Annotated in this window: 18 protein-coding genes; 12 read left to right on the top strand and 6 right to left on the bottom strand. The window is 63.3% G+C overall.

The window, feature by feature from the left end; genetic code table 11:
- The first annotated feature begins 531 nt into the window (after positions 1-531).
- The 6 genes from HGK27_RS27830 to HGK27_RS27805 all read left to right on the top strand — a co-directional run bounded on the left by HGK27_RS27830 (position 532) and on the right by HGK27_RS27805 (position 9287).
- Positions 532-1116: an RNA polymerase sigma factor gene (locus HGK27_RS27830; RefSeq protein WP_241127554.1), complete on the top strand. Its 585-nt coding sequence runs from the start codon at positions 532-534 to the stop codon at positions 1114-1116.
- Positions 1061-2056, top strand: coding sequence for a FecR family protein (locus tag HGK27_RS27825; protein ID WP_206244046.1), 996 nt, complete (start codon positions 1061-1063; stop codon positions 2054-2056). Before HGK27_RS27830 ends, HGK27_RS27825 begins: the two co-directional genes overlap by 56 nt.
- A gap of 91 nt (positions 2057-2147) precedes the next feature.
- Positions 2148-4511 carry a TonB-dependent receptor gene (locus HGK27_RS27820; protein ID WP_206244045.1) on the top strand — a complete coding sequence of 788 codons (2364 nt, stop codon included), beginning with the start codon at positions 2148-2150 and terminating at the stop codon, positions 4509-4511.
- A 1-nt stretch (position 4512) separates the two neighbouring features.
- Positions 4513-5817, top strand: a complete 1305-nt coding sequence (locus HGK27_RS27815; RefSeq protein ID WP_206244044.1) for a ComEC/Rec2 family competence protein — start codon at positions 4513-4515, stop codon at positions 5815-5817.
- Between the two features lie 399 nt (positions 5818-6216).
- Complete coding sequence (locus HGK27_RS27810; protein ID WP_206244043.1) at positions 6217-8073, top strand: PAS domain-containing sensor histidine kinase; 1857 nt, start codon at positions 6217-6219, stop codon at positions 8071-8073.
- 584 nt (positions 8074-8657) lie between these two features.
- Positions 8658-9287 carry a glutathione S-transferase family protein gene (locus tag HGK27_RS27805; RefSeq protein ID WP_206244042.1) on the top strand — a complete coding sequence of 210 codons (630 nt, stop codon included), beginning with the start codon at positions 8658-8660 and terminating at the stop codon, positions 9285-9287.
- A 93-nt stretch (positions 9288-9380) separates the two neighbouring features.
- Here HGK27_RS27805 and HGK27_RS27800 read toward each other — a convergent pair whose 3' ends face one another.
- The gene (locus HGK27_RS27800) at positions 9381-10331 is read right to left on the bottom strand and encodes an MBL fold metallo-hydrolase (RefSeq protein WP_206244041.1); all 951 of its coding nucleotides are present in this window, start codon (positions 10329-10331) and stop codon (positions 9381-9383) included.
- A 249-nt stretch (positions 10332-10580) separates the two neighbouring features.
- On the opposite strand from HGK27_RS27800, the gene HGK27_RS27795 reads away from it, so the two are divergent.
- Together HGK27_RS27795 and HGK27_RS27790 are read left to right on the top strand one after the other, a co-directional pair.
- Positions 10581-11510, top strand: a complete 930-nt coding sequence (locus tag HGK27_RS27795) for a LysR substrate-binding domain-containing protein (RefSeq protein WP_206244040.1) — start codon at positions 10581-10583, stop codon at positions 11508-11510.
- A 125-nt stretch (positions 11511-11635) separates the two neighbouring features.
- A complete protein-coding gene (locus HGK27_RS27790; protein ID WP_206244039.1) occupies positions 11636-12646 on the top strand; it encodes an amidohydrolase family protein in 1011 nt (336 codons plus the stop codon).
- 53 nt (positions 12647-12699) lie between these two features.
- Here HGK27_RS27790 and HGK27_RS27785 read toward each other — a convergent pair whose 3' ends face one another.
- From HGK27_RS27785 to HGK27_RS27775, 3 genes are all read right to left on the bottom strand, one after another.
- A complete protein-coding gene (locus HGK27_RS27785) occupies positions 12700-13098 on the bottom strand; it encodes a VOC family protein (protein ID WP_206244038.1) in 399 nt (132 codons plus the stop codon).
- Positions 13099-13319: 221 nt separating this feature from the next.
- Positions 13320-14282 carry an aldo/keto reductase gene (locus HGK27_RS27780; protein ID WP_206244037.1) on the bottom strand — a complete coding sequence of 321 codons (963 nt, stop codon included), beginning with the start codon at positions 14280-14282 and terminating at the stop codon, positions 13320-13322.
- A gap of 120 nt (positions 14283-14402) precedes the next feature.
- On the bottom strand, positions 14403-15887 hold the full coding sequence (locus tag HGK27_RS27775; protein ID WP_206244036.1) for an aldehyde dehydrogenase family protein: 1485 nt from the start codon (positions 15885-15887) through the stop codon (positions 14403-14405).
- Between the two features lie 155 nt (positions 15888-16042).
- Between HGK27_RS27775 and HGK27_RS27770 the strand changes: the two genes are divergently transcribed.
- From HGK27_RS27770 to HGK27_RS27760, 3 genes are all read left to right on the top strand, one after another.
- Positions 16043-17161: an iron-containing alcohol dehydrogenase gene (locus HGK27_RS27770; protein WP_206244035.1), complete on the top strand. Its 1119-nt coding sequence runs from the start codon at positions 16043-16045 to the stop codon at positions 17159-17161.
- Between the two features lie 27 nt (positions 17162-17188).
- Positions 17189-18133: a MarR family winged helix-turn-helix transcriptional regulator gene (locus HGK27_RS27765; protein ID WP_206244034.1), complete on the top strand. Its 945-nt coding sequence runs from the start codon at positions 17189-17191 to the stop codon at positions 18131-18133.
- A gap of 64 nt (positions 18134-18197) precedes the next feature.
- Positions 18198-19124, top strand: a complete 927-nt coding sequence (locus tag HGK27_RS27760) for a LysR substrate-binding domain-containing protein (RefSeq protein ID WP_206244033.1) — start codon at positions 18198-18200, stop codon at positions 19122-19124.
- Positions 19125-19140: 16 nt separating this feature from the next.
- On the opposite strand, the gene HGK27_RS27755 is transcribed toward HGK27_RS27760, so the two are convergent.
- A complete protein-coding gene (locus HGK27_RS27755) occupies positions 19141-20508 on the bottom strand; it encodes an MFS transporter (RefSeq protein WP_206244032.1) in 1368 nt (455 codons plus the stop codon).
- Between the two features lie 254 nt (positions 20509-20762).
- Here HGK27_RS27755 and HGK27_RS27750 point away from each other — a divergent pair, with 254 nt between their 5' ends.
- Positions 20763-21617 (top strand): fumarylacetoacetate hydrolase family protein, encoded by an 855-nt coding sequence (locus tag HGK27_RS27750; RefSeq protein WP_206244031.1) that lies wholly within the window; start codon positions 20763-20765, stop codon positions 21615-21617.
- A gap of 187 nt (positions 21618-21804) precedes the next feature.
- On the opposite strand, the gene HGK27_RS27745 is transcribed toward HGK27_RS27750, so the two are convergent.
- Complete coding sequence (locus HGK27_RS27745) at positions 21805-23427, bottom strand: FAD-dependent monooxygenase (protein ID WP_206244030.1); 1623 nt, start codon at positions 23425-23427, stop codon at positions 21805-21807.
- Between the last annotated feature and the right edge of the window lie 48 nt (positions 23428-23475).

The following is a 23475-nucleotide window of genomic DNA, read 5'->3' as shown; positions in this document are numbered from 1 at the left end:
GCGTACAACCATGAACAGTGTTGTTTTTGCGCTTCGTTTCTTGTTCCCCCCGCACGATTGACCGACCTGATCTGTCCCACAAGCTCTATACGGTAAAGAATCCCCGTGCCTTGTGACATGAGCGATCGTTTTCGCCTTCTCCGTTTAACGGCGTATGTTGAGTCACCTGCTGCCGCTCCTGACAACAGGAGGAGTCGCTGACAAACCGGCCGCTCCCAAGCCAAATCACGCTCCCTGAAAACTGCCTCTCGTTCAACACCGGAAATGGGGTCCGATCGGCAAAGTCTGCCGGTATATGCCAGCCACACGATCACGATATAGCATTTGCGCGGCAGCCGGCCGTTGGCCATGAACATCCGTGACAGCAAACGCTCCCGCACACGTCTTAAAATTGTCACGCTTTCTGTGGATAGAGGCGCCGACGGCTGCACACCCCACGGCTCCGCTATGGGATGAGCGCCATATCTCCTCTTCCTGCGGCGTAATCGATAAGCGATGACTCTGGCCACACCCCAAAGAGCCCGCTGGCTCATGCAGCACATTCTGCCGCATGAGCCCGAGCTGCGCCGATGGCTGTCGCGCCACGCGATCCCCGGCCTGGAGATCGACGACATCATTCAGGAAAGCTATGCCATCCTCGCCGGACTGGAGGCTGTGGAGCATATTCACAGCCCGCGCATCTATCTGTTTGAAGTCGCCAAATCGGTCATTCTCAAGTCCTTTCGTACATCCAGAGTGGTGGCCTTCGGCGCTCTGGCCGAATTCGATGCCCTGCTGGTGCCTGACGATCGCCCCTCGCCCGAAGCCGTGGCGATGGGGCGGCAGGAGTTGGGCCGCCTTGCCGAACTGATCGACACGCTGCCCCCCAAGCGCCGCGAGGCCTTCGTGCTGCGCAAGGTGCGCGGCCTGAGCCAGCGTGAGGTGGCCGCCAGCATGGGCCTTTCGGAAAACACCGTCGAAAAGCATATCGGCAAGGCACTGAGCGTTTTGGGCCACATCATTGGACGTGGCGGAAACCATCGTGTAACGCCACCGGATCGTGTAACGCCATCTGACAGCCATGAACCACCAGCCGAGCACAGAAACGAGCGCGCGCGAGACCGCAGCCGAGATTGAACAGGCCGCCGCCGACTGGCTTGCCCGCATCGATCGCGCGCCCCTTTCCGCGCAGGAGAGCGAAGAGCTGAGGCAATGGGCCGAAGCCGATCCCCGACGCGCGGGCGCCTATGCCCGCGCCATGGCGGTCGATCTGCATCTCGACCGCGTCAGTGCGCTGGGCGATGATTTCCCGGCAGCGCAGGACATTCCAGCCAACCCGATGCGCCGCCGCCTGATGGTCGCAGGCGTGGGGGCCATCGCCGCTTCGGCGGTGGGCTTCGGCGGTTTTGCGCTGCTGCGCCGGGGTGATGGCGCCGATGCCGCCACGCTGGCCACGGCCAAGGGTGCCACACGCGATGTGGCGCTGCAGGAAGGCTCGCGCATCACGCTCAACACCATGACGCAGTTGCGCCCCGCCCTCACCAGCGATCTGCGCCGCATTGATCTGCTAGAGGGTGAGGCCCTGTTCGATGTCGCCAAGGATGCGGCGCGGCCCTTTATCGTGCATGTCGGCGATCTGAGCGTGCGGGCGGTGGGCACCAGCTTTTCGGTCCGCCGCACCGGGCCCGATGCGCTTCGCCTGCTTGTCACCGAGGGCGTGGTGGAGGTGAAGCGCAAGGATGATGTGCTGGGGCAGGTCCATGCGGGGATCGAGTTTACCGTCGATGCCGCCGCCAGCCCCGTCATCACCATGCTTGATGCCGGGCAGATGAGCGGCGCCATGGCCTGGCGTCAGGGCCGGATCGATCTGCAGGGCCTGACGCTGGGGCAGGCTGCCGCCGAGTTCAGCCGCTATTCCGACACGACAATCACGCTGGCCGATCCTTCCATTGCCGGGCTGCATATTTCAGGCATTTACGCCACCGGCGACCCGGCGGGCTTTGCGCGCGACGCCGCCCTCAGCCTTGGCCTCACCTGCACGCAGCATGGGCAGGATCTGGTCATTTCGCGCCCCTGAAAGTTTTTTATCAGGCCCCATGGCGGAAGAGCATCGCAGCCAGATCTTATGACCGTTGACCAGGCGCATCAGGCAAAGGTCGGGGGAACAGATGATTTCGAAATTCGCTTTGCTGCCTTGCGCGCTTGTCAGCGTCGCGGCATTTTCCACGCCGGCACAGGCACAAGTGCGCCGCTTCGACATTCCGGAGCAGGCGCTGCCAGCGGCGATCTCCACCTTCGGGCGGCAATCGGGGCTGCAGGTGATCGCGCCCGCCGATTTTCCCGCCACGCTCAAAAGCCATGCGGTCCATGGCGCGATGGAGGCCCGTGCCGCGCTGCATGCGCTGATCGCGGACACCGGGCTGGAGGTCGCCTCCGACCGGGGCACCACCATCGTGCTGCGCAAAGGCGCCGCGCAGGGAAACGCCGGAGATGAAGGCGCGGCCAACAAGGACATCATGGTCACAGCCCAGCGCCGCTCGGAAAAGCTGATCGATGTGCCGGTGGCCGTCACCGTGCTCAGCGCCGATCAGATCGACAAACAGCGTATTCAGACACTTTCGGACGTGGCGCGGGTGACGCCGGGCCTGCTCGTCTCCAGCTTCAACTATTCCAGCCCGACGATTGCCGTGCGCGGCTCGACCAACACCTTCACCCAGATCGGCGTCAACAAGCCGGTGGCCATCGTGCTGGACGATGTGTTTATCACCCGCGCTTCGGCGGCGGTGTTCAAGCTCTATGATCTGGACTCGGTGCAGGTGCTGCGCGGGCCGCAGGGCACGCTGTTCGGTCGCAATGTGACCGGCGGCGCCATCGTGCTGACCACGAAAAAGCCCTCCTTCACCAAGACCGAATTCGACGGCGCCGTCACTTACGGCAATTACAACGACTTCGGGCTGGACGGCATGATCTCCGGCCCCGTCACCGAGAATGTGGCGGTGAAGGCCACCGTCTCGCGCGAGAGCCGCGACGGCTTCGGCCATGATCGCCTGACCGGCACGCCCGAGGACGATCTGGACACGATCAACACCCGCCTGCAACTGCGCGCCCGACACAGCCATCTGGAGACGCTGTTCTCCTTCGATTACAACCATGATGCCAATGGCGAGCGCACGTTGTCTTCGCTGGGTGCAGGGTCGGATGGCAACCGGCGCACCTCGGAACTGGGCGTCGTGCAGGGGTTCCAGCGCGACATCTGGGGGCTTTCGAACCACAGCGATCTCGATCTGGGCGGCACAGGTTCGCTCCATGCCATCACCGCTTTTCGCGAGACGCGCTCGCATGACCGCTATTCGCAGACCGGCGTGAACTACCGCTATCTCACCAGCGGTTCGCAAAGCGTGCTGGACGACAGCGACCATGTGAAGACCTTCACCGAGGAACTGCGCTACGAAAGCCCGGAATGGCAGCTGGGCCATCTGACCGCCGGGGTCTATTACCTGCATGAGGACGCCAACCGGCAACTGGGCACCACCGGTCTGGCCGCGATCACCGGCGCCACCGCCACCAACAGGCTGGCCAATCAGAGCGTGACCACCTCCAGCATCTCCGGCTTTGCCGATGGCACGCTCAACCTGCCGCTGGCCTTCCGCCTGACGCTGGGCGGGCGCTATACTTCCGACCAGAAGACCGGCAATCTGGTGAACACCGATTACCTTGTCGCCGCCAACAGCTTCGCGACTGGCGACCTGTCGCACACTTGGACCCAGTTCACGCCGCGCGCCATTCTGGCCTGGCAGCCGCGCGCCGGTTTCATGACCTATGCCAGCTGGTCGAAGGGCTTCACCTCGGGCGGGTACAACACCGAAGCGTCCAACCTCAAATCCATCGTCACGCCCTTCAACCCGGAAAAAGTCACCAATTACGAGGTCGGGCTGAAAGGCGACTGGTTCCGCCATCGACTGGCGGTGAACCTCGCGGGCTTCTGGATGAATTACACCGACAAGCAGGAGTATGTGCAGAACACCATCACCGGCGTCGGCACGATCACCAACGCCGGCAAGGCGCGCTCACGCGGGGTGGAGGCCGAAGTCACCGCCCATCCGGTCAAAGGCCTGACGCTGAACGCCAGCTATGCCTGGCTGGACACGACCTATCTCGACTTCTTCGTGGCAGGCGTGGTCAACAACACCGGCCATCCGCTGGGCTCATCTCCGCCGCACAAGGCCTCGGGCACGGTGAGCTATGAAAGGCCGGTGGGCGGCAAGGGCTATCTCCAGTTCGACACCACCTATGCCTGGACCGATGGCTATTACACCGGCGCCACCCAGCAGGCGCAGCTTTTCGTGCCCAAATACGGCCTGCTCAACGCCTCGATCGGCTTTGAAACGGCCAACCGCCATCAGCGCCTGACGATCTGGGGCAAGAACCTGACCAATCAGGATTATCTGCTCACGCCCTCCACGGTGGGTGTGCTGTCAGAATATCTCGGGCCGCCGCGTACCTTTGGCGCCACGCTTTCGGTGAAGTACTGAGATGATGCTGGTGCGGCGCGATCTGCTGATCCGGGGCCTGCTGGGCGGTGGCATGTTTGCCCTGTCGGGTCCTCTGGCGAGGGCTGCGACAGGCGAGACCCTGCCGCCATGGTCGCCTGGAATGCTCGACATCCATCATATCGACACGGGCGTGGGCAATGCCACCTTCATCCTCGGTCCGGATGGCACGACGATGCTGATCGACTGCGGCGCGACGCGGGGCGGACCACCCGCCTCCACCGCGCTGCGGCCTGACAGTTCCCGCTCCGCCGGGGCATGGGTGGCGCGCTATGCGCTGCGCCATGCGGCGGCGGCGGGGCGCAGCACGCTTGACGCCATCATCGCCACTCATGTTCATCCAGATCATGTCGGATCGCCTCTGCCCGGCGATCCGGTCACAAAGGATGGCGTGGTGCTGACCGGGCTGAGCGAAGTCGACGCGCTGATGCCCGCCGATCTGGTGATCGACCGGGGCTTTCCCGATTATGCCGCCTTGCCGCTGATCAAGGCGCCCTTTGCCGCCAATCATGTCGCCTGGTTGAAAGCCCGCCAGCGCGCGGGGCGCAGGGTGGAGCATGTCCATGTCGGCTCCTCGCGACAGGTGCAGCCACGCAAGGCGGGCGCCTTCACCCTGCGCTTCGTGGGCGGCGATGGCAGGGTGTGGACCGGCACCGAGGGCCAGTCGCGCAATCTGCTGCCACCGCCCGCGCAATGGTCCGTGGAATCGACGCCTGAGGAAAACCATATGTCGATCGCCATGGTCCTGGAGTACGGGGCGTTTCGCTATTTCGCCGGGGGCGATCTGGTGGCCGACACGCATGACGGCGCCTTCCCATGGCTCGATGTGGAAACCCCCATCGTGACGGCGGCGGGCAAGGTCGATGTCGCCTCCGCCGATCATCACGGCTATTTCGATGCCTGCTGGCCCGGCTTCACCCGCGCTCTGGATGCCGAGGCGTATGTCATTCAGGGCTGGCATGCCACGCATCCGGCGATGGCCTCACTGCAGCGCATGCTCAATGGCTGGCGCGGGCGGGCACCGCGCGATATGTTCATCACAAGGCTCGATCCGGCCAGCAAAAGCGTCAACAGCCGCTTTCTGCCTCAGGTCAGAAGCAGCGAGGGCCATGTGGTGGTGCGGGTCAGGCCCGATGGCACCTATCGCCTGTATGTCACCGACAGCCGCGATGAACAGGACAGGCTGACCTTCTCGGGCGAGATAAAAAACAGCGAAAGGGTCAAAGACATAAATCTTGTCTTTCCGCCTCACACTGCTGCGTACCACCATCATCAGGTTTCATCTTGATGTATGATGATGGTGGTTAGCGCAATATTTTTCGATTGTAGCGGAATCCGAGCATTCAAAAACCATCGACGACAAGATAGGGCACGACCGGCATTATTATTGTTACGATCGTTCACAGTGACAACGATCCCACCGATTTGTTCGTTGGATGGGAGAAAGCAAGCGGCCCGTCGAATTTCGTCAAAACGATATGCCTTGGAGATGGGGAGCTTCAGCTAGGTAGGGCTATGTCAACCTAGCCGGGCTTATCTTTAATCAGGCCACGGACCTTCAATGCTTACGAATTCAGATGCCATATCGTCCGAATTTACACACCTTGTAGCTTGCCCTATCGTCGGACACGGGAGATAAAGAAGGATTGAGCATATCGCATAGGTCAGCCTTTCTTGAGGAGATTGTATGCCAATCAGTCTCGTACCTCGCCTCGCAGGCAAGCATGGTCAAACCATGTCTGATGACATGATGCTCAATCGCGTGCGAGACTTCGACTGGTCATCGACGCTGGCAGGGCCGCTCGAAACATGGCCAGAAGAATTGCGCGCGGTGTGCCGGACTATTCTTTCCTCATCCATCCCGATGGCCGTTCTGATCGGTCGCCAGGGTGTGGTGATGGCCAACAATGCCTTGCGATTGCTGTTCGGGCCGAAATATGATCATGGCCTTGGCCTGCCCGTTGGCGATGTGCTGCTCCACAGCGCCGCTTTTGTTGACGATATGCTTGATCGTGCGTTTCGCGGGTTTTCCTCGCGTTTCCAGGATATCATCTTGCCGATCAGCGATCCGGTCGGGGTGAGGCAAGCCTGGTTTGACCTTGAATTCACCCCCGTCACCGCCGCCAATGGCGACATCTTGGGCACATTGGTCGTCTGCATCGAGACGACTGTGCAAAAGCAGGCGCTGATCGATGTGGAAAAGGCCCGTGAACGGCTGGATCTTGCCCTGTCATCGGGCGGTGTGGTTGGCGTGTGGGAAATCGACTTCAAGCATGAAACCGTGCGTTCCGATGCCCGTTATGCGCTCCTGCACAATGTCGATCCGGAGATCGCTGCGGTTGGCGCGCATCGTGACCTCTTCATTGCCGGTATTCATCCCGACGATCTGAATGAGGTTATGGCCGCATTCGATGAAGCAAAAATAAGCGGGCGATATCACTGCCAGCATCGTGTGGTTGGCAGAGACGGAACGCGCTGGATTATCGCATCGGGACGCGTCAAGCACGATCAAACCGGAGCGCCGACGAGCTTTACCGGCACGGCGGTGGATGTCACGGAACTTTTTGACATGGCGGCTGAGCTTGCCGAAAGCGAGAAACGGTTCCGCACCTATGCCGAAACCTTGCCCCATGTCATTTTCCAGTGGGACGACAAGGGTTGTCTGACCTATTTCAATCATCGCTGGCGTGAATTTACCGGATACGATGATAGTTATGCAGGGTTGTGGGAATGGCAAAACTTTGTCCACCCTGATGAACAGCCTTTCTTCTTTGCCGAATGGTCTCGCGCCACAGCCACGCAGGAGCGTTTTTCCTTTGAGGCAAGGTATCGGCATGCTTCGGGAACCTATCGCTGGATGCGTACCGTCGCCCTACCGCTTCAAGATGCAGAAGGGTTAACCGGCTGGATCGGCACGCTGACGGATGTTCATGAGGAGAAGAATGCAGAGGTCGAACGCGAACTGGTGTCCCGGGAGCTTGACCACCGTATCAAGAATTTCTTCGCCCTAACCCAAAGTCTGGTGAACATCACATCAAGGGAATCACTGGATACGAGCAGTTTTGCCAAGCGGTTGCAGGGCAGGCTTATCGCCCTTCATCAATCGCATGACCTGATCAGGCAGGGAGCGGCATTGCGTCAGCCGGAAAGCGGCATGCTTCATGCGCTCTTCAAGCGACTTCTCGCGCCTTATGTGGCCACCCATGGAGCGGAGCGGATCATCATTGAAGGCTGCGACGTCCCGCTGCGTGACAATGAAATCACGTCATTTTCGCTCGTTTTTCACGAACTGACGACCAACGCTGCCAAATACGGCGCGTTGTCGACAGAGCAAGGCAGGTTGCTTGTGTCGTTTGAATTTGTCGATGGTGCCTTGTCCATCCTTTGGCAGGAAACCAATGCTCATCCAGCCCCCTCAAGCGGCGAAAGTGGAGGCTTTGGTTCGACGCTGATCAATCTTATCATCGAGCGGCAAATGAACGGTCGCTTCGAACGTACGCTCAAATCAGATGGCTTGACGATCAGGGTCACCGTCCCCCGGTAGGTTGAGGCGGATCAGCAACACGTACTAAACCTCAATGACGTATCGCGGGCATCCGGGCAAGCCCAATGGCAGATGCCTCCGTTTCCTCGATCAAAACAAGATCTTACAGTCCATCAAGGATGGCCGATCCTAAGTTTCAGGCTTACAAATCAAGCGCTCTCAGCATTCGCCATACACCCGATCAATGCCGCTCTTTTTGCGCCCCAAGCGGCTCTCATAGTATACCGAGGGCAGGCAGATCTATTTCGATCAGCCCGAGCCTTCTGAATCGGCCATGACCTCTCGTTGACGAGCTCCATCTGCATATCAGGAGCTGTAAATCTGCAGATTTCTGCGCTTCTCAGAGCAAAAAATTAACATCGCTATCTGAAGACGCATCTACCGATTGAAGCCGTCCTAAAAAAGAGATGGTAAACCACAAATTCGCAAGCCTGAGCGGAAACGCAGGATGGGCAGTGATAGGAAATCTCGATCAAGCCGCGCATCGCTCCATCGGTCCAACCCAGAGGAGAAAGGCTAGAGTCATGCTTCCACAGCTGCGTGCCGATCGCACAGCACGCCACCACAACCATGGGAGATTGCGCATGCCTCAACCCGAACTGACCCTGTTTCACTTCCCCGGCGCCTGCTCGCAAGTGGCGCTTTGCGCGCTGGAGGAAGCGAAGCTCGACTATCGGCTGGAGGTGGTCGATCTGGCGGGAGGCAAGCAGAACACACCCGACTATCTGGCGATCAATCCGCTGGGCAAGGTACCCTATCTGCTGATCGATGGCGTCGGGCTGGGCGAGAATGCCGCAATCCTGAGCTACATCGCCCTGCTGCGGCCCGAAGCGCATCTGCTGCCCTCACCCGCCGATCCCCGCCAATGGGCGGAGGGCGTGGGCGGCATGTCTTTCTGTGGGGGTACGCTGCATCCTGCAGTGCGCGGCATCGCCAATCCCTTCCGGCTGACGACGGGCGAGGTTGAAGGCGTGCGCGAAAGGGCAACCGAACTGGCCTCCAAGGCCTTCAAACAGGCCAACCGCCGGATCGGTGAAAAAGGCTGGTGGCTGGGCGACTGGTCGATCGTCGATGTCTATCTGCACTGGGCCTTCGAGGTGGCGACCAGCCGGGGCTTCGATGCCACCCCCTTCCCGCATCTTGCGGCGCTGACCGAGCGGCTGATGGAGCGCCCCTCCTTTGCCCGCATGATGGGGTTGAAGCAGCCGGCCTGATGGTGAAGGGCCCGTGGGGCGGAACAGCTGCCCCACGGCGGCAGAAATTGCGCCCCCCTCGCCCCCCCGGCCATGCCGAAGCCAAAGCGGCGGTTACGGCTTATGGACGAGGTTGACCCATGGCCCCCTGGCTTCCGCCGGATAGCCCTTCACCAATTCACGATAGGTGGTCTGGGTGAAGGTGGGAAACATCGGCGCCAGGGCGACATCGGGCAGTGCGGCCTGCACCTCCTCGATGGACTTGTTCTGCATCACCATGGCCTTGATCGCGTCGCGGCGCTCTTCGACCAGATGCAGCCATGCGGTCAGCTTGTCGCGGCTCCAGATCTCGCCATGGCCCGAGATGATGGTGTCGGCATCGAGCGCCAGAATGGCCTTCATCGTGGCGATCCAGCCCAGCGAGGAGCCGCCGATATGGATCACCGGGAACCTGCCCGTGTTGGTGGTGACGATATCCCCGGCAAAGACCACTTTCTTCTCCGGCAGATAGATCACCAGATCCCCCGAACTATGCGCCGGGGCGACGTAGATCAGTTGCATGCGGATGCCGTCTATGGTCACGCTTTCGCTCTGGCCCACCAGATGGCTGGGCAGATAGCTGGCGGCAAGCTTGCCATAGAGCCGGGCATAGACCGGCGGCGCGGCAGGATCGGCAGCCGAAGCGAGGATCGCGGCCCGGGTGTTTTCCTGAGCGATGATCTGCGTGCCCGCAGGATAGGCGGGCAGGCCACCGACATGATCGGGGTCCGAATGGGTGACGATCACCGTATCGACCTTCCTGGGCGTGACCTTCGCGATCTCGGCCAGAGCAGCGTTGGCGGCCTCCTCGGTCTTTTGCGCGTCGATGGCGATCACGCCCTTGTCGCCCACCACAAAGCCAGTGTTCGACACGCCGCCATCGACCCAATAGACCCCCGGCTTGACCTGATGCGTGCTCAGCCTCAGCGGGCCGGGCCGCTCCTGCGCCATGGCGGGGCCGGGCAGGATAGCGGCCAGCACCAAGCCCAGCGACAGGCAGAGAGCGAGCAATCTGGGGGTCGGCATCAAGGTTCTCCCGGTCAGTGTTCTGTTCCGGGAGGCAGCCTATGGCGCATTTCTGCCTGCGGATAGGCTTTGCGCTGGGCCGGGTGATGCCTCAAGATCATCGCCTCTTCGATCACCGAGCGACCCCACAATATCAGCGATTTGAAGCACTTTGCATCACATACAGGTATCACGCGCTGCAATCTTGCATCGCTTGCGGCAAAGGGTGATGCTACAAAACCGTCGAAGCGATGCTATGAAGTCATCGCTATGACCCTCAACCAGATCCGCAATGTGGTTGCCATCGCCGAGCGCGGCAGCCTTCGCAGCGCCGCCCGTTTTCTGGGCGTGACGCAACCCTCGATCACCCGCTCCATCCGCGAGCTGGAGCATGAACTGGGCGTCACCCTGTTCGAGCGCAAGGCCACCGGCATGGCGCTGACCGAGATGGGCAAGGCGGTGGTGCGCCGGGGCACCGCCATCCAGCACGAGATGCGCCGCGTGCAGACCGAGATCGAGCAGCTCAAGGGCCACCGTGTCGGCAACATCACCATCGGCCTGTCGACGGTGTCGCATATCGCGCTGCTGCCGCGGGTGATCGGCACCTTTGAAAAGCGCTTTCCCCATGTCCGCCTGCGCATCGTCGAGGGTCTGTTCCCCACCATGGAGCGCGAGTTGCAGGACGGCGTGATGGACTTCTATGTCGGCCCGCTGGCGCATGACAGCCACCCGCCCGAAATGACGGTGGAACCGCTGTTTGCCAACAGCCGCATGGTCTTTGCACGCAAGGGGCATCCGCTGGCCGGGGCCCGCTCGATCCATGATCTGACGGGCGCGCGCTGGGTGGTCGATGCGCTGACGCTGATCGGCGGCGACGAGATGGCCGGGCTGTTCGCGCGCCATGGCGCACCGGCGCCTGACATTGCCGTCAGCGGCCAGACCTCGCTCAGCACGGTGATGGCGCTGGTGGGGTCGGATCTGCTGGCAGCCCTGCCCCAGCAATGGGCGCCCATTCTGCAGAACACCGGGCAGATCATCCAGATTCCTATCCGCGAGCCGCTGGCCGCCGCGACGATCTGCATGGTCTCGCGTGCCAGCCTGCCTTTGACGCCGGTGGCCGAGCATCTGGCCGATCTGTTCCGCCGCGCCGCCATCCATCATGCCAGGACTTTGCCCGGATCGATGGTGCTGACGGCGTAAGCATTCGGCCACGCCGGATTTCCAAACAACGCGATATCAATCAGGTATAGGTCGCCGCCACTTGACCTCTGGCTGCAATCACCCGCGCAAGGCAAAGCGACAAACAGAACACTGGAGAGGTACAGATGCGCCTGATCGCCACGGAAGAAGCCTTTGCCCCCACCGAATATATCGACGAATTCCTGAAGCTGACGCAAAGGATCGACACGCCCGTCTCGCGCTATCTGGGGATCTATTACAAGAAAGCCGAAGCGGTCCGCCAATTGACCGATCTGGAATATCGCCTGCCCGAGATGGACGCGCATGGCGTGGACATGCATCTGCTGAGCATCACCGCTCCGGGCGTTCAGGCCTTCGATGCAAGGCTGGGCACCGATCTGGCGACGATGGCCAATGACCGGCTGGCCGCCGCCGTGGCCGCCCATCCCACGCGCTTTGCCGGGCTGGGCGCCGTCGCGCCGCAGGACCCGGCGCAGGCCGCGCAGGAGGTAACGCGCTGCATGGGCGGGCTGGGTATGAAGGGCATCATCATCAACTCGCACACGCAGGGCGAGTATCTGGACGATCCCAAATTCTGGCCGATCTTCGAAGCCGCCGTGGCCGCCGATGCGCCGATCTATCTGCACCCCAATTTCCCGCCCGAAAGCATGATCCACGCCTATGCCGATTACGGCATGATGGGCGCGCTCTGGGGCTTTGGCGCGGAGACATCCTTGCATGTGCTGCGCCTGATCATGGGCGGGGTCTTCGATGCCTTCCCCACGCTGAAGATCGTGCTGGGCCATCTGGGCGAGGCGCTGCCCTTCTGGCTGGGCCGGCTGGACAACCGCTATCAGAACATCCTGCGGCGCGGCGGGCTGGAACCTCTGGGCATGAAAAAACTGGACCGCCTGCCCAGCGAATACTTCAGGAGCAATGTCTGGATCACCACCAGCGGCATGATGTCCAACGAGCCCTTGCGCTTCTGCCTCGACATGCTGGGGGCGGACCGGGTGATGTTCGCCGTCGATTATCCCTATGAGCAGACCGCCGAGGCGGTAGACTTCATCCGCAACGCCCTGCTGGATGAGGAGACCATGCGCAAGGTCACGCACGCCAACGCCGAACAACTGTTCCGCATCGCCCCCGCCGCCTGAGACCCGGATCGCAACAAAGGCGGGGTGGTGTGCGACACCCCGCCTGTATTGTGTCAGACTTTAGCGTCCTGTTTTTCTCGCCATGCAGCCACATAGGCCCCGGGATCGAGTTCTCGCCCTGAAGGATTGTCCTTGAAGGCCTGTGAGCCCATGAACTCGACCATCGCCTTCAGCGTCGCGAAGTTCTGCGCGGTCAGTTCGACATTGTTGCCGTCGGGATCGCGGTAATAGAAGCTGGTCATCGGCCCATGGTCTGCCGAACGGTGGGGGTGCAGCCCCTCGTCACGCAGGCTTTCGAAGGTGCGACACAATTCGTCGATGCCGGACAGCATCAGCTGCATATGATGCAGCCCCGGCGCCTTGGGGATGACGGCATCGCCCACGCCCGGTTCCTCGAAAATGCCGATGGTCTGGGTGTAGGGATAGTCCAGCGAAAGGCGGAAAAAACACATGCGCAGGTCCGAAGCGCGGGTCTGGCCGGAAGCGCGAGCAGGGTTGTTGCCCCTCGCCTTGCTGTGTCGTGCCGGTCATGTCCAATCTCCCCTATCGCGCATTGTTCGCGTGGAGACGTTCATGGGCCCGTCCAGGCGCCATGGCCTATCCTGCCCCTTGCGCCCGATGATGCCCCAAAAGCATCATCCGGCTAAACCGGCGCGCATGGCAAAGCAGGGGATCAGCGCGCCGCGAATTTCTGCACAGAGGCCGGATAGCGGTCGCCGAGGATCGCTTCGGGATGAAATGCCTTGTCCAGCCGCGCCAGCTCATCGGGCGAAAGCACGATGTCCGGAATGGCCAGATTTTCAGCCAACCGCGAGGGGCGCCGCATGCCGATCAACGGAATGATATCCTCGCCCTGAGCCAGCAGCCACGCCACGGCCAGCTGCGCGGGCGTGATGCCTTTCTCGCGCGCCAGCTCCAGCGCGGCAGCGCAGGTGGCGACATTGGCGGCCAGATTGCCGCCTTCCAGACGCGGCGGCACGAACAGCCCCCGGCTCTCGGGCACAGAACCGCTCAGCAACCCGTCTGCCAGCACACGATAGGCCACCACGGCGATGCCCAGTTCGCGCGTGGTGGGCAGGATCTCATGCTCGATAAAGCGGCAGGCCAGCGAATATTCGATCTCCAGCGCCGCCACCGGATGCACCGCATGGGCGCGGCGGATCAGATCCGCGCCGACCTCCGACACACCCAGATGGCGCACCTTGCCCTCGGCGATCAGCTCGGCGATGGCGCCGATGCTCTCCTCATAGGGCACGTCCGGATCGGCGCGGCAGAGCTGGAACAGGTCGATCTCATCGACGCCCAGCCGCTGCAGCGAATAGGCCACGAAATTTTTGATCGCCGCCGGGCGCCCGTCCAGCCCGAGAAACCTGTGCGTGGGCGACAGCATCAGCCCGCATTTCACACTGAGCAGAGCCTGATCCCGCCGCCCCCTGATGGCGCGCCCGATCAGCATCTCATTATGGCCCATGCCATAGAAATCGGCGGTATCGAGCAGGTTCACCCCGGCATCGAGCAGGGCATGGATCGTGGCCACGCCCTCCTCCTCGTTGCGCGGCATCTGCGACATGCCCGCACACCCCAGCCCCAGACGCGAGACCTGCGGGCCATCGCGGCCCAATGTGGTCATCTTCACTGCATTCACCTCACACAAAGCCGATCCGGCACCCCGGCCAAACACTCCCATCGCCTGCCGCCATGCCCTGCCCCGGCCCAGATGCCCGAAGGTTCAGGGCGATGCCGTCATTCTATCGGGTCAGAAAGGATAGCGGCCCGGCCCGCTGCCCATGGTGGTCAGGCGCACTTCGGTGAAATCCTCCACCGCATAATGGCCCGAACGGCCCCAGCCGCTGTCCTTCACGCCGCCAACCGGCAGGGCTGCCTCGCTGGCCATGGTGGGGGCGTTGATATGGATGATGCCGGTGTCGAAGCGCGAAGCCATGTTCAGCCCGCGTGCCTGATCGCGGGTCATGATCGCGGCGCTCAGCCCATAGGGCGTGTTCTGGGCCTGAGCCAGCGCGGCCTCGGCATCGTCGAAAGCCTCGATCACCAGCAGGGGGCCGAAGGTCTCGTCGCAGCCGGTGGTGCAGATGGCATCGGCGGGCACATCGGTCAGGATGGTGGGCTCGAAGATGCGGCCATGGCTCTTGCCGCCGGTCACCAGCGTGGCGCCGCGTTCCAGCGCATCCTGCAGGCGTTCGTGAGTCTGCTCCACCGCGCGGTCGTTGATCAAAGGCCCGATGATCACTGAGGGGTCGATCGGATCGCCTGCCTTGAGCCCGCGCACCTTGGCGGCCAGCTTCTCGACAAAACCGTCATGGATCGCGCGATGGACATAGACCTTGCGCGTGTTCATGCAGACCTGCCCCTGATGCAGGAAAGCGCCGAAGCAGGTAGCGTTCACGGCATCGTCAACATCGGCATCCTCCAGCACCAGCATCGGGTTGAAGCCGCCCAGCTCCATCACCATGCGCTTGAGCGCCTGCCCGGCGCGCGCGCCCAGAATGCGCGCCGTCTTGTCCGATCCGGTGAAATTGATGCAGCGCACCGCCGGATGCTCGAAGAACACATCGGCCACCTCCGCCGCCGCGCCCGGCGCATGGGTGACGATGTTGAACGATCCCGCCGGAAAGCCGGCTTCCTCAAGGATTTCGGCATGGATCAGCCCCGCCGACAGCGGCGCCAGCTCTGAAGGCTTGATCACTGTGGTGTTGCCGAAAGCCATGGGCAGCAGGAAGGTGCGCCAGGCCAGATAGAAAGCCCCGTTCCACGGCGTGAAGCCCGCCACCACGCCCAGCGGCTTGCGGGTGACCATGGCGGTGCGGCCCGGCGTGTCGCTGCGGATCATGTCGCCATAGGGCATATAGCCCCAGCTGGCCGCCTGACGCAGCATGGCGGCGGAGAGGCGGATCTGGAAGGCGGCGAAAGTGGTGCTGGCGCCGCCCTCGATGGCCATGATCTTCACGATCTCGGGCAGACGGCGTTCGGTGATGTCGGCCGCCTTGAGGAACAGGCGCTGGCGCTCACCCGGGGGCAGTGCAGCCCAGGCCGGGAAAGCGGCCTGAGCGGCGGCCACGGCGGCCTCCGCCTCAGCCCGGCCACCAGCGGCGACATGCGCCACCACCGAGTCGTCGAGCGGGTTGAGAACCGGAAAGGTCTCGCCCCCTTCCGCAGCCCATTGCCCGTTGATGAAGTGAGTCGTGCGCCCGATCCGGACCTCGGGGTTGAGCGTTTCAGACATCGCAATCTCCGCTTTTATCAATGTGGTGGAATGGCCTGCGAACCCTTTGCCCTGTTGCGAACGCAAAGATCGTGCTGGACATTGTTCGGATGCCTTACTAAATTCAAGCCGCGAACAAGACAAGCGCCTTTGCAGCGCATCACATGATTTGGGAGATGACGATGGGACCAGCCCTCACCCTGCCGCGCCTGGTTTTCGGGCCGGGCAAGCTTGCAGCCCTGCGTGACGAGCTGGCCTGGCTCGGCTGCCGCCGCCCCCTGCTGATCAGCGATCGCGGGCTGGAAAAAGCGGGCCTTGTCGCGCAGGTGATGGAGGCCGCCCCCGCCATCATCGCCACCTTCCTCGATGTGCCGGAAAACCCCACGGCAGAAGGCTGCGATCTGGCGGCGCAGGCCTGCCTTGATGGCGTGTGTGACAGCATCATCGCGCTGGGCGGCGGGTCGGTGATCGACACCGCCAAGCTGGTGGCCGCGCTGATCCCCAGCGGCCTGCCTCAAGCCGCCGATCTGATTGGCCACACCGATCTGATCGATGACAATGTGCTGCCGCTGATCGCCATTCCCACCACGCTGGGCACGGGCAGCGAAAGCTCGCCGGTTTCGGCCATGCATCTGGTGCCCGGCGGGCCGACCTATGGCGTGCGCAGCGCGCGGCTGGTGCCCAGGCTGGCGCTCTGCGATCCCGATCTGGCGCGCAGCCTGCCGCCGCGCCTGATCGCGGCGACCGGCATCGATGCCCTGTCGCATTGCATCGAAGGCTATTTCGCCAATCCCGGCAACCCGATCATCGATGCGCTGGCGCTGGATGGCATTGCGCGGGTGACCGATGCCATCCACGATGCGGTCAAGCCCGAGGGCGATGCGGCGCGCATGTCGCTGATGGCCGCCGCCTATGCCGGGGGCGTGGCGATCCACAAGGGGCTGGGCCCGGCCCATGCCATAGCCGTGTCCTGCGCCGATCAGCATCTGCATCACGGCACGGCGGTTGCCATCGCCCTGCCGCATACCACGCGTCTGCTCTCCACCCATGTGCCCGCCAAGGCCGCGAAGGTGCGGCGGGCGATGGGCCTGCTGCCCGATACCGATCTGGGCGGCGCCATCTCCGCCGTGATCGAGGCGCTGGGCATGCCCGAAACGCTGAGCGCCGCCGGCTATGTGGTGCGTGACAAGGATGCGCTGCTGGCCGATGTGGTGGCCAGCCATTTCAACCGCAGCAGCCCTTATGCCCCTACCATCGATGAGTATCGTGCCATATTGGACAGGATATCGGGCTAACCCATTTCGCACCGACAGGGAGCAAGCGTGCAGCCACCACCTTTTGACACCAGCTGGCGCCGGAACAATCTGGGCTACCACCTGTTCGCCGCCAATGACCGCTTCCTGCGCGAGAAGATGGCGCGCATGGCGGCAGCAGGGCATGGCGAGGTGACCGAGGCGCTGCTGACCCTCTTCGTCAGCATCGACAGCGAGGGGTCGCGCATCACCGATATCGCCGCCAATGCCGGGCTGACCAAGCAAAGCGTGGTGGACAGCGTCAACCGCGCCGAGCGGGCAGGCTGGGTGGCGCGCTTCTCTGACCCGCAGGACAAGAGGCAGCGCATCGTCCATTTCACGCAGGAAGGGCGCACCATCCTGACCCGGTTGCGCGCGGCGGTGACCGGCGCCGAGCAGGATCTGGAAGCCAGCGTCGGCGCGGCATTTCTCGCTGAATTCAAACAGCGTTTCGGTGCCTATTCCGCCCTGCCGGTGGAGGATCTGGGCGTGGTGGATGTGGTGGGCGGCAGCAAGGGCGGGCGCGGCGATGCAGCCTGGCGCAGCGGCAATGGCGGGCGCGTGCTGGCGCTGGCCTCGCGCCGTTTCGCGCGTGAGGCGCTGGCGCTGGTCCATCGCGAGGGCTTCGATGATGTGGGCGAGGTGCTGATCGCCCTGCTGCGCAACCTCGATCTGGAGGGCACGCGGCTGACCGATCTGGCGATCCGCGCGCGCATGACCAAGCAATCCATGCGCGAGCTGGTGGACCGTGCGGAAGCGCTCGACCTGGTGGCGCGGGTGCCCGATCCGCTCGACCAGCGGGCCAAGACCATCGGTTTTACCCAGCGCGGTCTGGCCGTGCTGGCCGCCTTCGGGCGCGCCATCGCCATCACCGAGGCCGAGGCGGAAGCCATGATGGGCGGCCCCTTCATCGCGCAGAGCAAGGCGCTGCTGCGCCATTATGCGCTGGAGCGAGAGCAGGAACTCTTGATCTGATAGTTCGAATGCCTTACTGATAGCGAAGAGGCATCGCACAAGACGAGCCCTCGGGAGTTGCCGTATGAAACTGAGCCAATTGCGCGACGTGCTTGCCGTCGCGGAAACCGGCAGCCTGCGCGCTGCCGGCCGTCATCTGGGCATCGCGCAACCCGCGATCACCCGCTCGATCCGCGAGATCGAGCATGAGCTGGGCGCCTCGCTGTTCGAGCGCCACGCCAAAGGCGTGCGCCTGACCGAGATCGGCCGTTCCTTCATCCGCCGCGCCGAAGCCGTGCAGGCCGAAATCCGCCGCGCCAAGGATGAGGTTGCCCAATTGCGCGGCCATGCCACCGGCGAGGTCTCCATCGCCATGTCCACCGCCTCCAGCATGAGCCTGCTGCCCAAGGCACTGACCGAATTCCGCAAGCGCTATCCCGATGCGGTGCTCAAGGTCTCGGAAAGCTTCTTCGGCCCGGTCGAGCGCGATCTGCTGAGCGGGCGCATCGATTTCTACATCGGCCCCTTCGACACCGCCACCACCGGCGACAGTTTCGTGGTCGAAAAGCTGTTCGACAACCGGCGCTGCGTGATCGCCCGGCGCGGCCACAAGCTGGCCAATGCGACAAGCTATCAGGATCTGGCCGATGCCCAATGGCTGCGTCCCGCCGTGGTGGAGCGCAACACAGAGGGGGATTTCGAGCAGGCGCTGGCGGAATTCGGCCTCACCAACCCCAACATCGTGCTGCAATCACGCTCGGCGCTGATCACCATGCTGGTGGTGGCCAACACCGATCTGCTGACGGTGCTGCCCCAGCAATGGCTGGATCTGCCGATGACGGCGGCGCTGATCGAACCGATCAAGCTTCCGGCGTTTCGTGCCGCGCCGATCTGCATCGTGCGCCGCCCCGATCTGCCGCTGACGCCGATTGCCGAATATCTTTCCGACATGATGCGCCGCGCGGGGGGGCATTATGCCGATGCGCTGCGCCGTCAGGCTTTGGCGGCCTGACGGCGCAGGCGGCTGCTCAGGCCAGCGTGGGCGCGCGCACCCGGAAGGTTGCCAGCACCAGCACGCAGGCCAGCGCGGGCGCGGCCATGATGATGGAGACCGTCCCCCGATCCAGCCCGGCCACAAAGAGCCATCCGGCCAGGATCGGAGGCAGTATGCTGCCCAGTCGCCCGGTGCCGATCACGAAGCCCGTACCGCTGGCGCGCAGATGCGCGGGGAAGCTGCGCGAGATGATGGCATACATCCCCACCATCGCCCCCATGATGAAGAAACCGCTGATCACCGCACCACCCAGCAGCGTGCCCAGCCGCCCCGGCAGGGCGGAGAACACCAGAATCATCACCCCTGCGCCCAACAGCAGGGCGATCTCCACCCGCTTGAGCCCCAGCCGGATCGAGGTCGCGGCCACAAAGAGCCCCGCGATCACCCCGCCAATGCTGAAAAAGGCCGAGACCAGCGCGCCCTGAGCGGGCTTGAGCCCCGCATCGCCCACCAGCGTGGGCAACCAGGTCTGCATGTAGAACTGCGGGATCATGTAAAGAAAATAGACCGCAGCAATGGTCAGCGTGTCGCGCAGCATCTCGGGGCCGAACAGCGCGGCCATCGGCACGCCGGGGGTGACGGGCGGCGCGGGCAGGCGGTCGACCGGGGGATGCCCGCAGCGGCGCAGATAGGCATTGGCGCGCGCCAGCCCATCCTTGCCCGGACGGGTCACGATCATCGCGATGGGTTCATGCAGACACAGAAAGACCGCCACGGCCAGCACCACGCCCACGCCGCTGGCCAGCAGGAAGATCGAGCGCCAGCCAAAGGCCGCCAGCAGCCCCGCCGAGGTCAGCCCACCCAGAATGCCGCCGATGGGATAGCCCACCGTCATCAGGCTGACCGCCAGATCGCGGCGCTGCGCATTGGCATATTCCGCCGCCATCGGCATGATGATGCCGATCATCGCGCCGATCCCCACGCCTGTCAGCAGACGCGACCCGATCAGCGCGCTCAACGAGGCGCTGAAGGCCGTCCACAGCGTGCCCGCCACCATCAGCGCCAGCGAAAGGAACAGCGTCTGGCGGCGGCCCCGCGTATCGGCCAGCGGCGAAAGCACCAGCGAGCCCAGCGCCATGCCCAGCAGGCCGGTGGAAAGGATATAGCCCAGCTGCGCCTTGTTCAGCCCCATCTCCGGACCGATGGCGGGGGCGGAAAAGGTGATCGCCAGCACATCGAAACCATCGAGCGCGCACAGCGCCAGCGTGACGATGATCGCCACGATCTGGAAGCGGCTCATGGGGGCGGCCAGCAGCAGGGCGCGCGGGTCGCTGGCGGCGGCCAGCGGGGCCTCGTTCAGATCGTCAACCACCGTCGCGGACGGGGCCAGTGCAATTCCCATGACGCCATTCTCCCAGCGGCCTGTCACGCAGGCTCTGGCCCCACAAGAGGGGAAAACAGCGACAAAGCACAGAAACCTTTATCCTTGGGGAGATGCCATTGCGTGATCACCCCAAGGTCCTTCCGCGCCCAGTGATACCTGTACGGCATAGCTGGGAGATAAAGCCATATTGTCCGGCATGGGGCCGGGATGGCACCAGATCCGCCATGTCCGGGCGCACGCCTTGCGCGCCCGCGTGAATGGGAGGTCAGGCAATGAAGCTGCTGCGTTACGAACAGGCCGGAGCGATCCATCTGGGTGTGCTGAAGGAGGACAAGATCATTCCGCTCGACGGGTTGGCTGGCGACTATCCCTCCATGCTTTCCATCGTGAGCGGTGGCGATGCCGCGCTGGCAGCGGTACGCAAGGTGCTGGAAGCAGGCGCCAACGGCGTTGCGCTGAGCGCGGTGCAGCTGATCACGCCGATCGAACGCCCCGGCAAATATCTGGCCATCGGCATGAATTACGGCAAGCATCTGGAGGAATCGGACAAGCTCGGCGTCGCGCGTTCGGCCTATCAGATCTGGTTCAACAAGCAGACCACCTGCGTTTCGGGCCCTTATGACGATATCGTCACCGGCAACACGCAGCAGCTCGATTACGAGGTGGAGCTGGGGATGGTGATCGGCAAAGCGGCCAAGAACGTCTCCGCCGCCGATGCCCGCAAGCATATCTTCGGCTATGTGGTGGCCAATGATGTTTCGGCGCGCGACTATCAGTTCCACGCCCAGACCATGATGATGGGCAAAAGCTTCGACACCCATGGCCCGATCGGCCCGTGGATCGTCACCGATGATGAAATCGCCGATCCGCAGGCGCTGGACCTGCGCTGTTTCGTCAATGGCGAGGAGCGTCAGTCGAGCAACACCGCCCTGATGCTCAACAAGCTGTGGGACCAGATCGCCTATCTCTCCAGCGCCTTCACGCTGGAGCCGGGCGATCTGATCGCCACCGGCACGCCCGAGGGCGTGGGCATCGGGCGCGATCCCAAGGTCTTCCTGCAGCCCGGCGATGTGGTGCGCTGCGAGATCGAGGGCATCGGCGCCATCGAGAACACCGTCGTCGCCTGAGCCTTTCCGCAGGCGACAAACTCTCCCGCCGCGCCGCCAGCGCGGCGGGATTTTTCATAACCGCGCCGTAGGACCCAAACGTCAATCGACGGCCCGCTTGCGCGAACCGCCGATCAACCCCTCAGCCATGTGCGAACTCAAGCATTTTTCCCAGCCGTTGACCGCAACCGACCAGGTTGAAAATGCTCTATCCTGCGCGACCCGTCACATGCTTGAGAAGATCCGTGCCTCTGGGCCAACATTTGCCGCGCCAGGCCACATGCTGATCCGGGCGGATCAGCGCCAGCGGCTCATCATAGGCCGCACGCAGATCCTCGCGCGGCAGCGCCACGATGGTCAGCGGCGTGCCGCTTTCCTGCGCCTCGTCACGCGCGGCGGCGATGTCGTCATACCGGTCGGGCGCCAGCACCAGCAGGGTCATCCCCGCCCCGAACCGGTCATAGAGCGAGGTCGTCTCATCCAGCCAGCGATGCGGCGCAAGGCAGCCCGGGATCGCCATGGGCGTATACTCATTGGAGCGCTGCCACTGCGCGCTCGTGCCATCGTCCACGATCACCGGCGAGGTCTGATAGCAGAAGCCCAGCACCACGCCGGGCGAGAAAAACTCCTTGTGCTTGGCCTTGGCGACGATGCCCGCCACCTCCGCGCGCTCGGCCTCGCCCTCCGGGCTGTCTTCCTCCAGATGCGGGCGCAGCAGCAGATTGGGCAGCACGGCATGGTTGGAGGAGGCTTCTTCCAGCACATGCTCATGGGCCGGGCGCCGCTCGGCCTCATAGCTGTCGAGCAGGCCGGGACCGCCCCAGCCCTGCAGGATCGCCGCGATCTTCCAGCCCAGATCGACCGAGTCGGAAATGCCCATGTTCATGCCGAAGCCGCCGAAGGGCGGATGCAGATGGCAGGCATCGCCCGAGAGGAACACCCGGCCCTGCCGATAACGGTCGGCCAAGAGGCGGCTGGCCACCCATTCGTCGGAACTCAAGACCTCCAGCGGGATATCGATGCCGGTGCTGGCCTTGATCGCGGCCACGGCTTCCTCATCGCTGTAGGTCACATCCGGGCCGATATCGCTGGGCATGAAGAACCACAGATCGTCCCGGTCCATCGGGCCGATCAGCGAGGGCGCCTCGGGATTGACCTGCCAATACATCACGGCGGGGCCATTCTGATGCGCTTCGGCCAGACCGGGCGCGCGGAAGATGATGTTGTAATTGCGCGAAAGGCCATAGGTGCCGATCATCTTCGCGCCGATGTTCTCACGCACCCGGCTGCGTGCGCCATCGGCACCGATCAGGAAGGCGGCGCGCAATGTGTGTTCGCTGCCATCGGCCACGGTGCGATAGCGCAGCGTGACCGCGTCCTCATCCTGCGTGAAGTCGAGATAGTCGCTGCCGAAGCGCAGATCCACATCGGGCAGCGTGGCGACATGCTCACGCATCACCTTTTCCACCTTATATTGCGGAATCCACTGGCTGTGTTCGGACCAGCGCTCATCACGCTGCGGCGAACATTGCAGCGCATCGGGAAACTGCTTGATCATCTTGCCGCCAAGCCGGGTGACAAAGCTGACATTGCTGGGATAATCGACGCCAAAGGGCGCCTCATCCGCCAGCCGCCCGGCAATGCCCCAGCGGCGCATATGTTCGCGGGCACGCGTATGCGTGGTCTTGGCGCGGGGCGCATAGCCGCCGCGTTCGGTGCGCTCCAGCAAGACGCAGGCGATCCCGCGCGATCCCAGTTCGATGGCCGCCGCCAGCCCCGCCGGGCCGGCCCCCACAATGGCGACCTGCGTATCAAGTTCCACCCGCTCCATCGACGATCCAATCCTTTTCTTCGCTTGGATCAGGATCTAGCCGGGCTG

Source organism: Novosphingobium terrae, assembly GCF_017163935.1.
In the GTDB taxonomy this organism is placed as follows: domain Bacteria; phylum Pseudomonadota; class Alphaproteobacteria; order Sphingomonadales; family Sphingomonadaceae; genus Novosphingobium; species Novosphingobium terrae.
Note: the sequence above shows the minus strand (reverse complement) of the source record. Positions and strands in the feature narration are given on the sequence as shown.

Excerpts from the sequence above, each read along its gene's own strand:
- HGK27_RS27805 (WP_206244042.1), top strand. The coding sequence starts at position 8,658 with ATGCCTCAACCCGAACTGACCCTGTTTCACTTCCCCGGCGCCTGCTCG.
- HGK27_RS27755 (WP_206244032.1), bottom strand. The coding sequence starts at position 20,508 with ATGGGAATTGCACTGGCCCCGTCCGCGACGGTGGTTGACGATCTGAAC.
- HGK27_RS27775 (WP_206244036.1), bottom strand. The coding sequence starts at position 15,887 with ATGTCTGAAACGCTCAACCCCGAGGTCCGGATCGGGCGCACGACTCAC.
- HGK27_RS27795 (WP_206244040.1), top strand. The coding sequence starts at position 10,581 with ATGACCCTCAACCAGATCCGCAATGTGGTTGCCATCGCCGAGCGCGGC.
- HGK27_RS27745 (WP_206244030.1), bottom strand. The coding sequence starts at position 23,427 with ATGGAGCGGGTGGAACTTGATACGCAGGTCGCCATTGTGGGGGCCGGC.
- HGK27_RS27785 (WP_206244038.1), bottom strand. The coding sequence starts at position 13,098 with ATGTGTTTTTTCCGCCTTTCGCTGGACTATCCCTACACCCAGACCATC.
- HGK27_RS27760 (WP_206244033.1), top strand. The coding sequence starts at position 18,198 with ATGAAACTGAGCCAATTGCGCGACGTGCTTGCCGTCGCGGAAACCGGC.
- HGK27_RS27825 (WP_206244046.1), top strand. The coding sequence starts at position 1,061 with ATGAACCACCAGCCGAGCACAGAAACGAGCGCGCGCGAGACCGCAGCC.
- HGK27_RS27820 (WP_206244045.1), top strand. The coding sequence starts at position 2,148 with ATGATTTCGAAATTCGCTTTGCTGCCTTGCGCGCTTGTCAGCGTCGCG.
- HGK27_RS27750 (WP_206244031.1), top strand. The coding sequence starts at position 20,763 with ATGAAGCTGCTGCGTTACGAACAGGCCGGAGCGATCCATCTGGGTGTG.
- HGK27_RS27800 (WP_206244041.1), bottom strand. The coding sequence starts at position 10,331 with ATGCCGACCCCCAGATTGCTCGCTCTCTGCCTGTCGCTGGGCTTGGTG.
- HGK27_RS27815 (WP_206244044.1), top strand. The coding sequence starts at position 4,513 with ATGATGCTGGTGCGGCGCGATCTGCTGATCCGGGGCCTGCTGGGCGGT.
- HGK27_RS27790 (WP_206244039.1), top strand. The coding sequence starts at position 11,636 with ATGCGCCTGATCGCCACGGAAGAAGCCTTTGCCCCCACCGAATATATC.
- HGK27_RS27770 (WP_206244035.1), top strand. The coding sequence starts at position 16,043 with ATGACGATGGGACCAGCCCTCACCCTGCCGCGCCTGGTTTTCGGGCCG.
- HGK27_RS27810 (WP_206244043.1), top strand. The coding sequence starts at position 6,217 with ATGCCAATCAGTCTCGTACCTCGCCTCGCAGGCAAGCATGGTCAAACC.
- HGK27_RS27830 (WP_241127554.1), top strand. The coding sequence starts at position 532 with ATGCAGCACATTCTGCCGCATGAGCCCGAGCTGCGCCGATGGCTGTCG.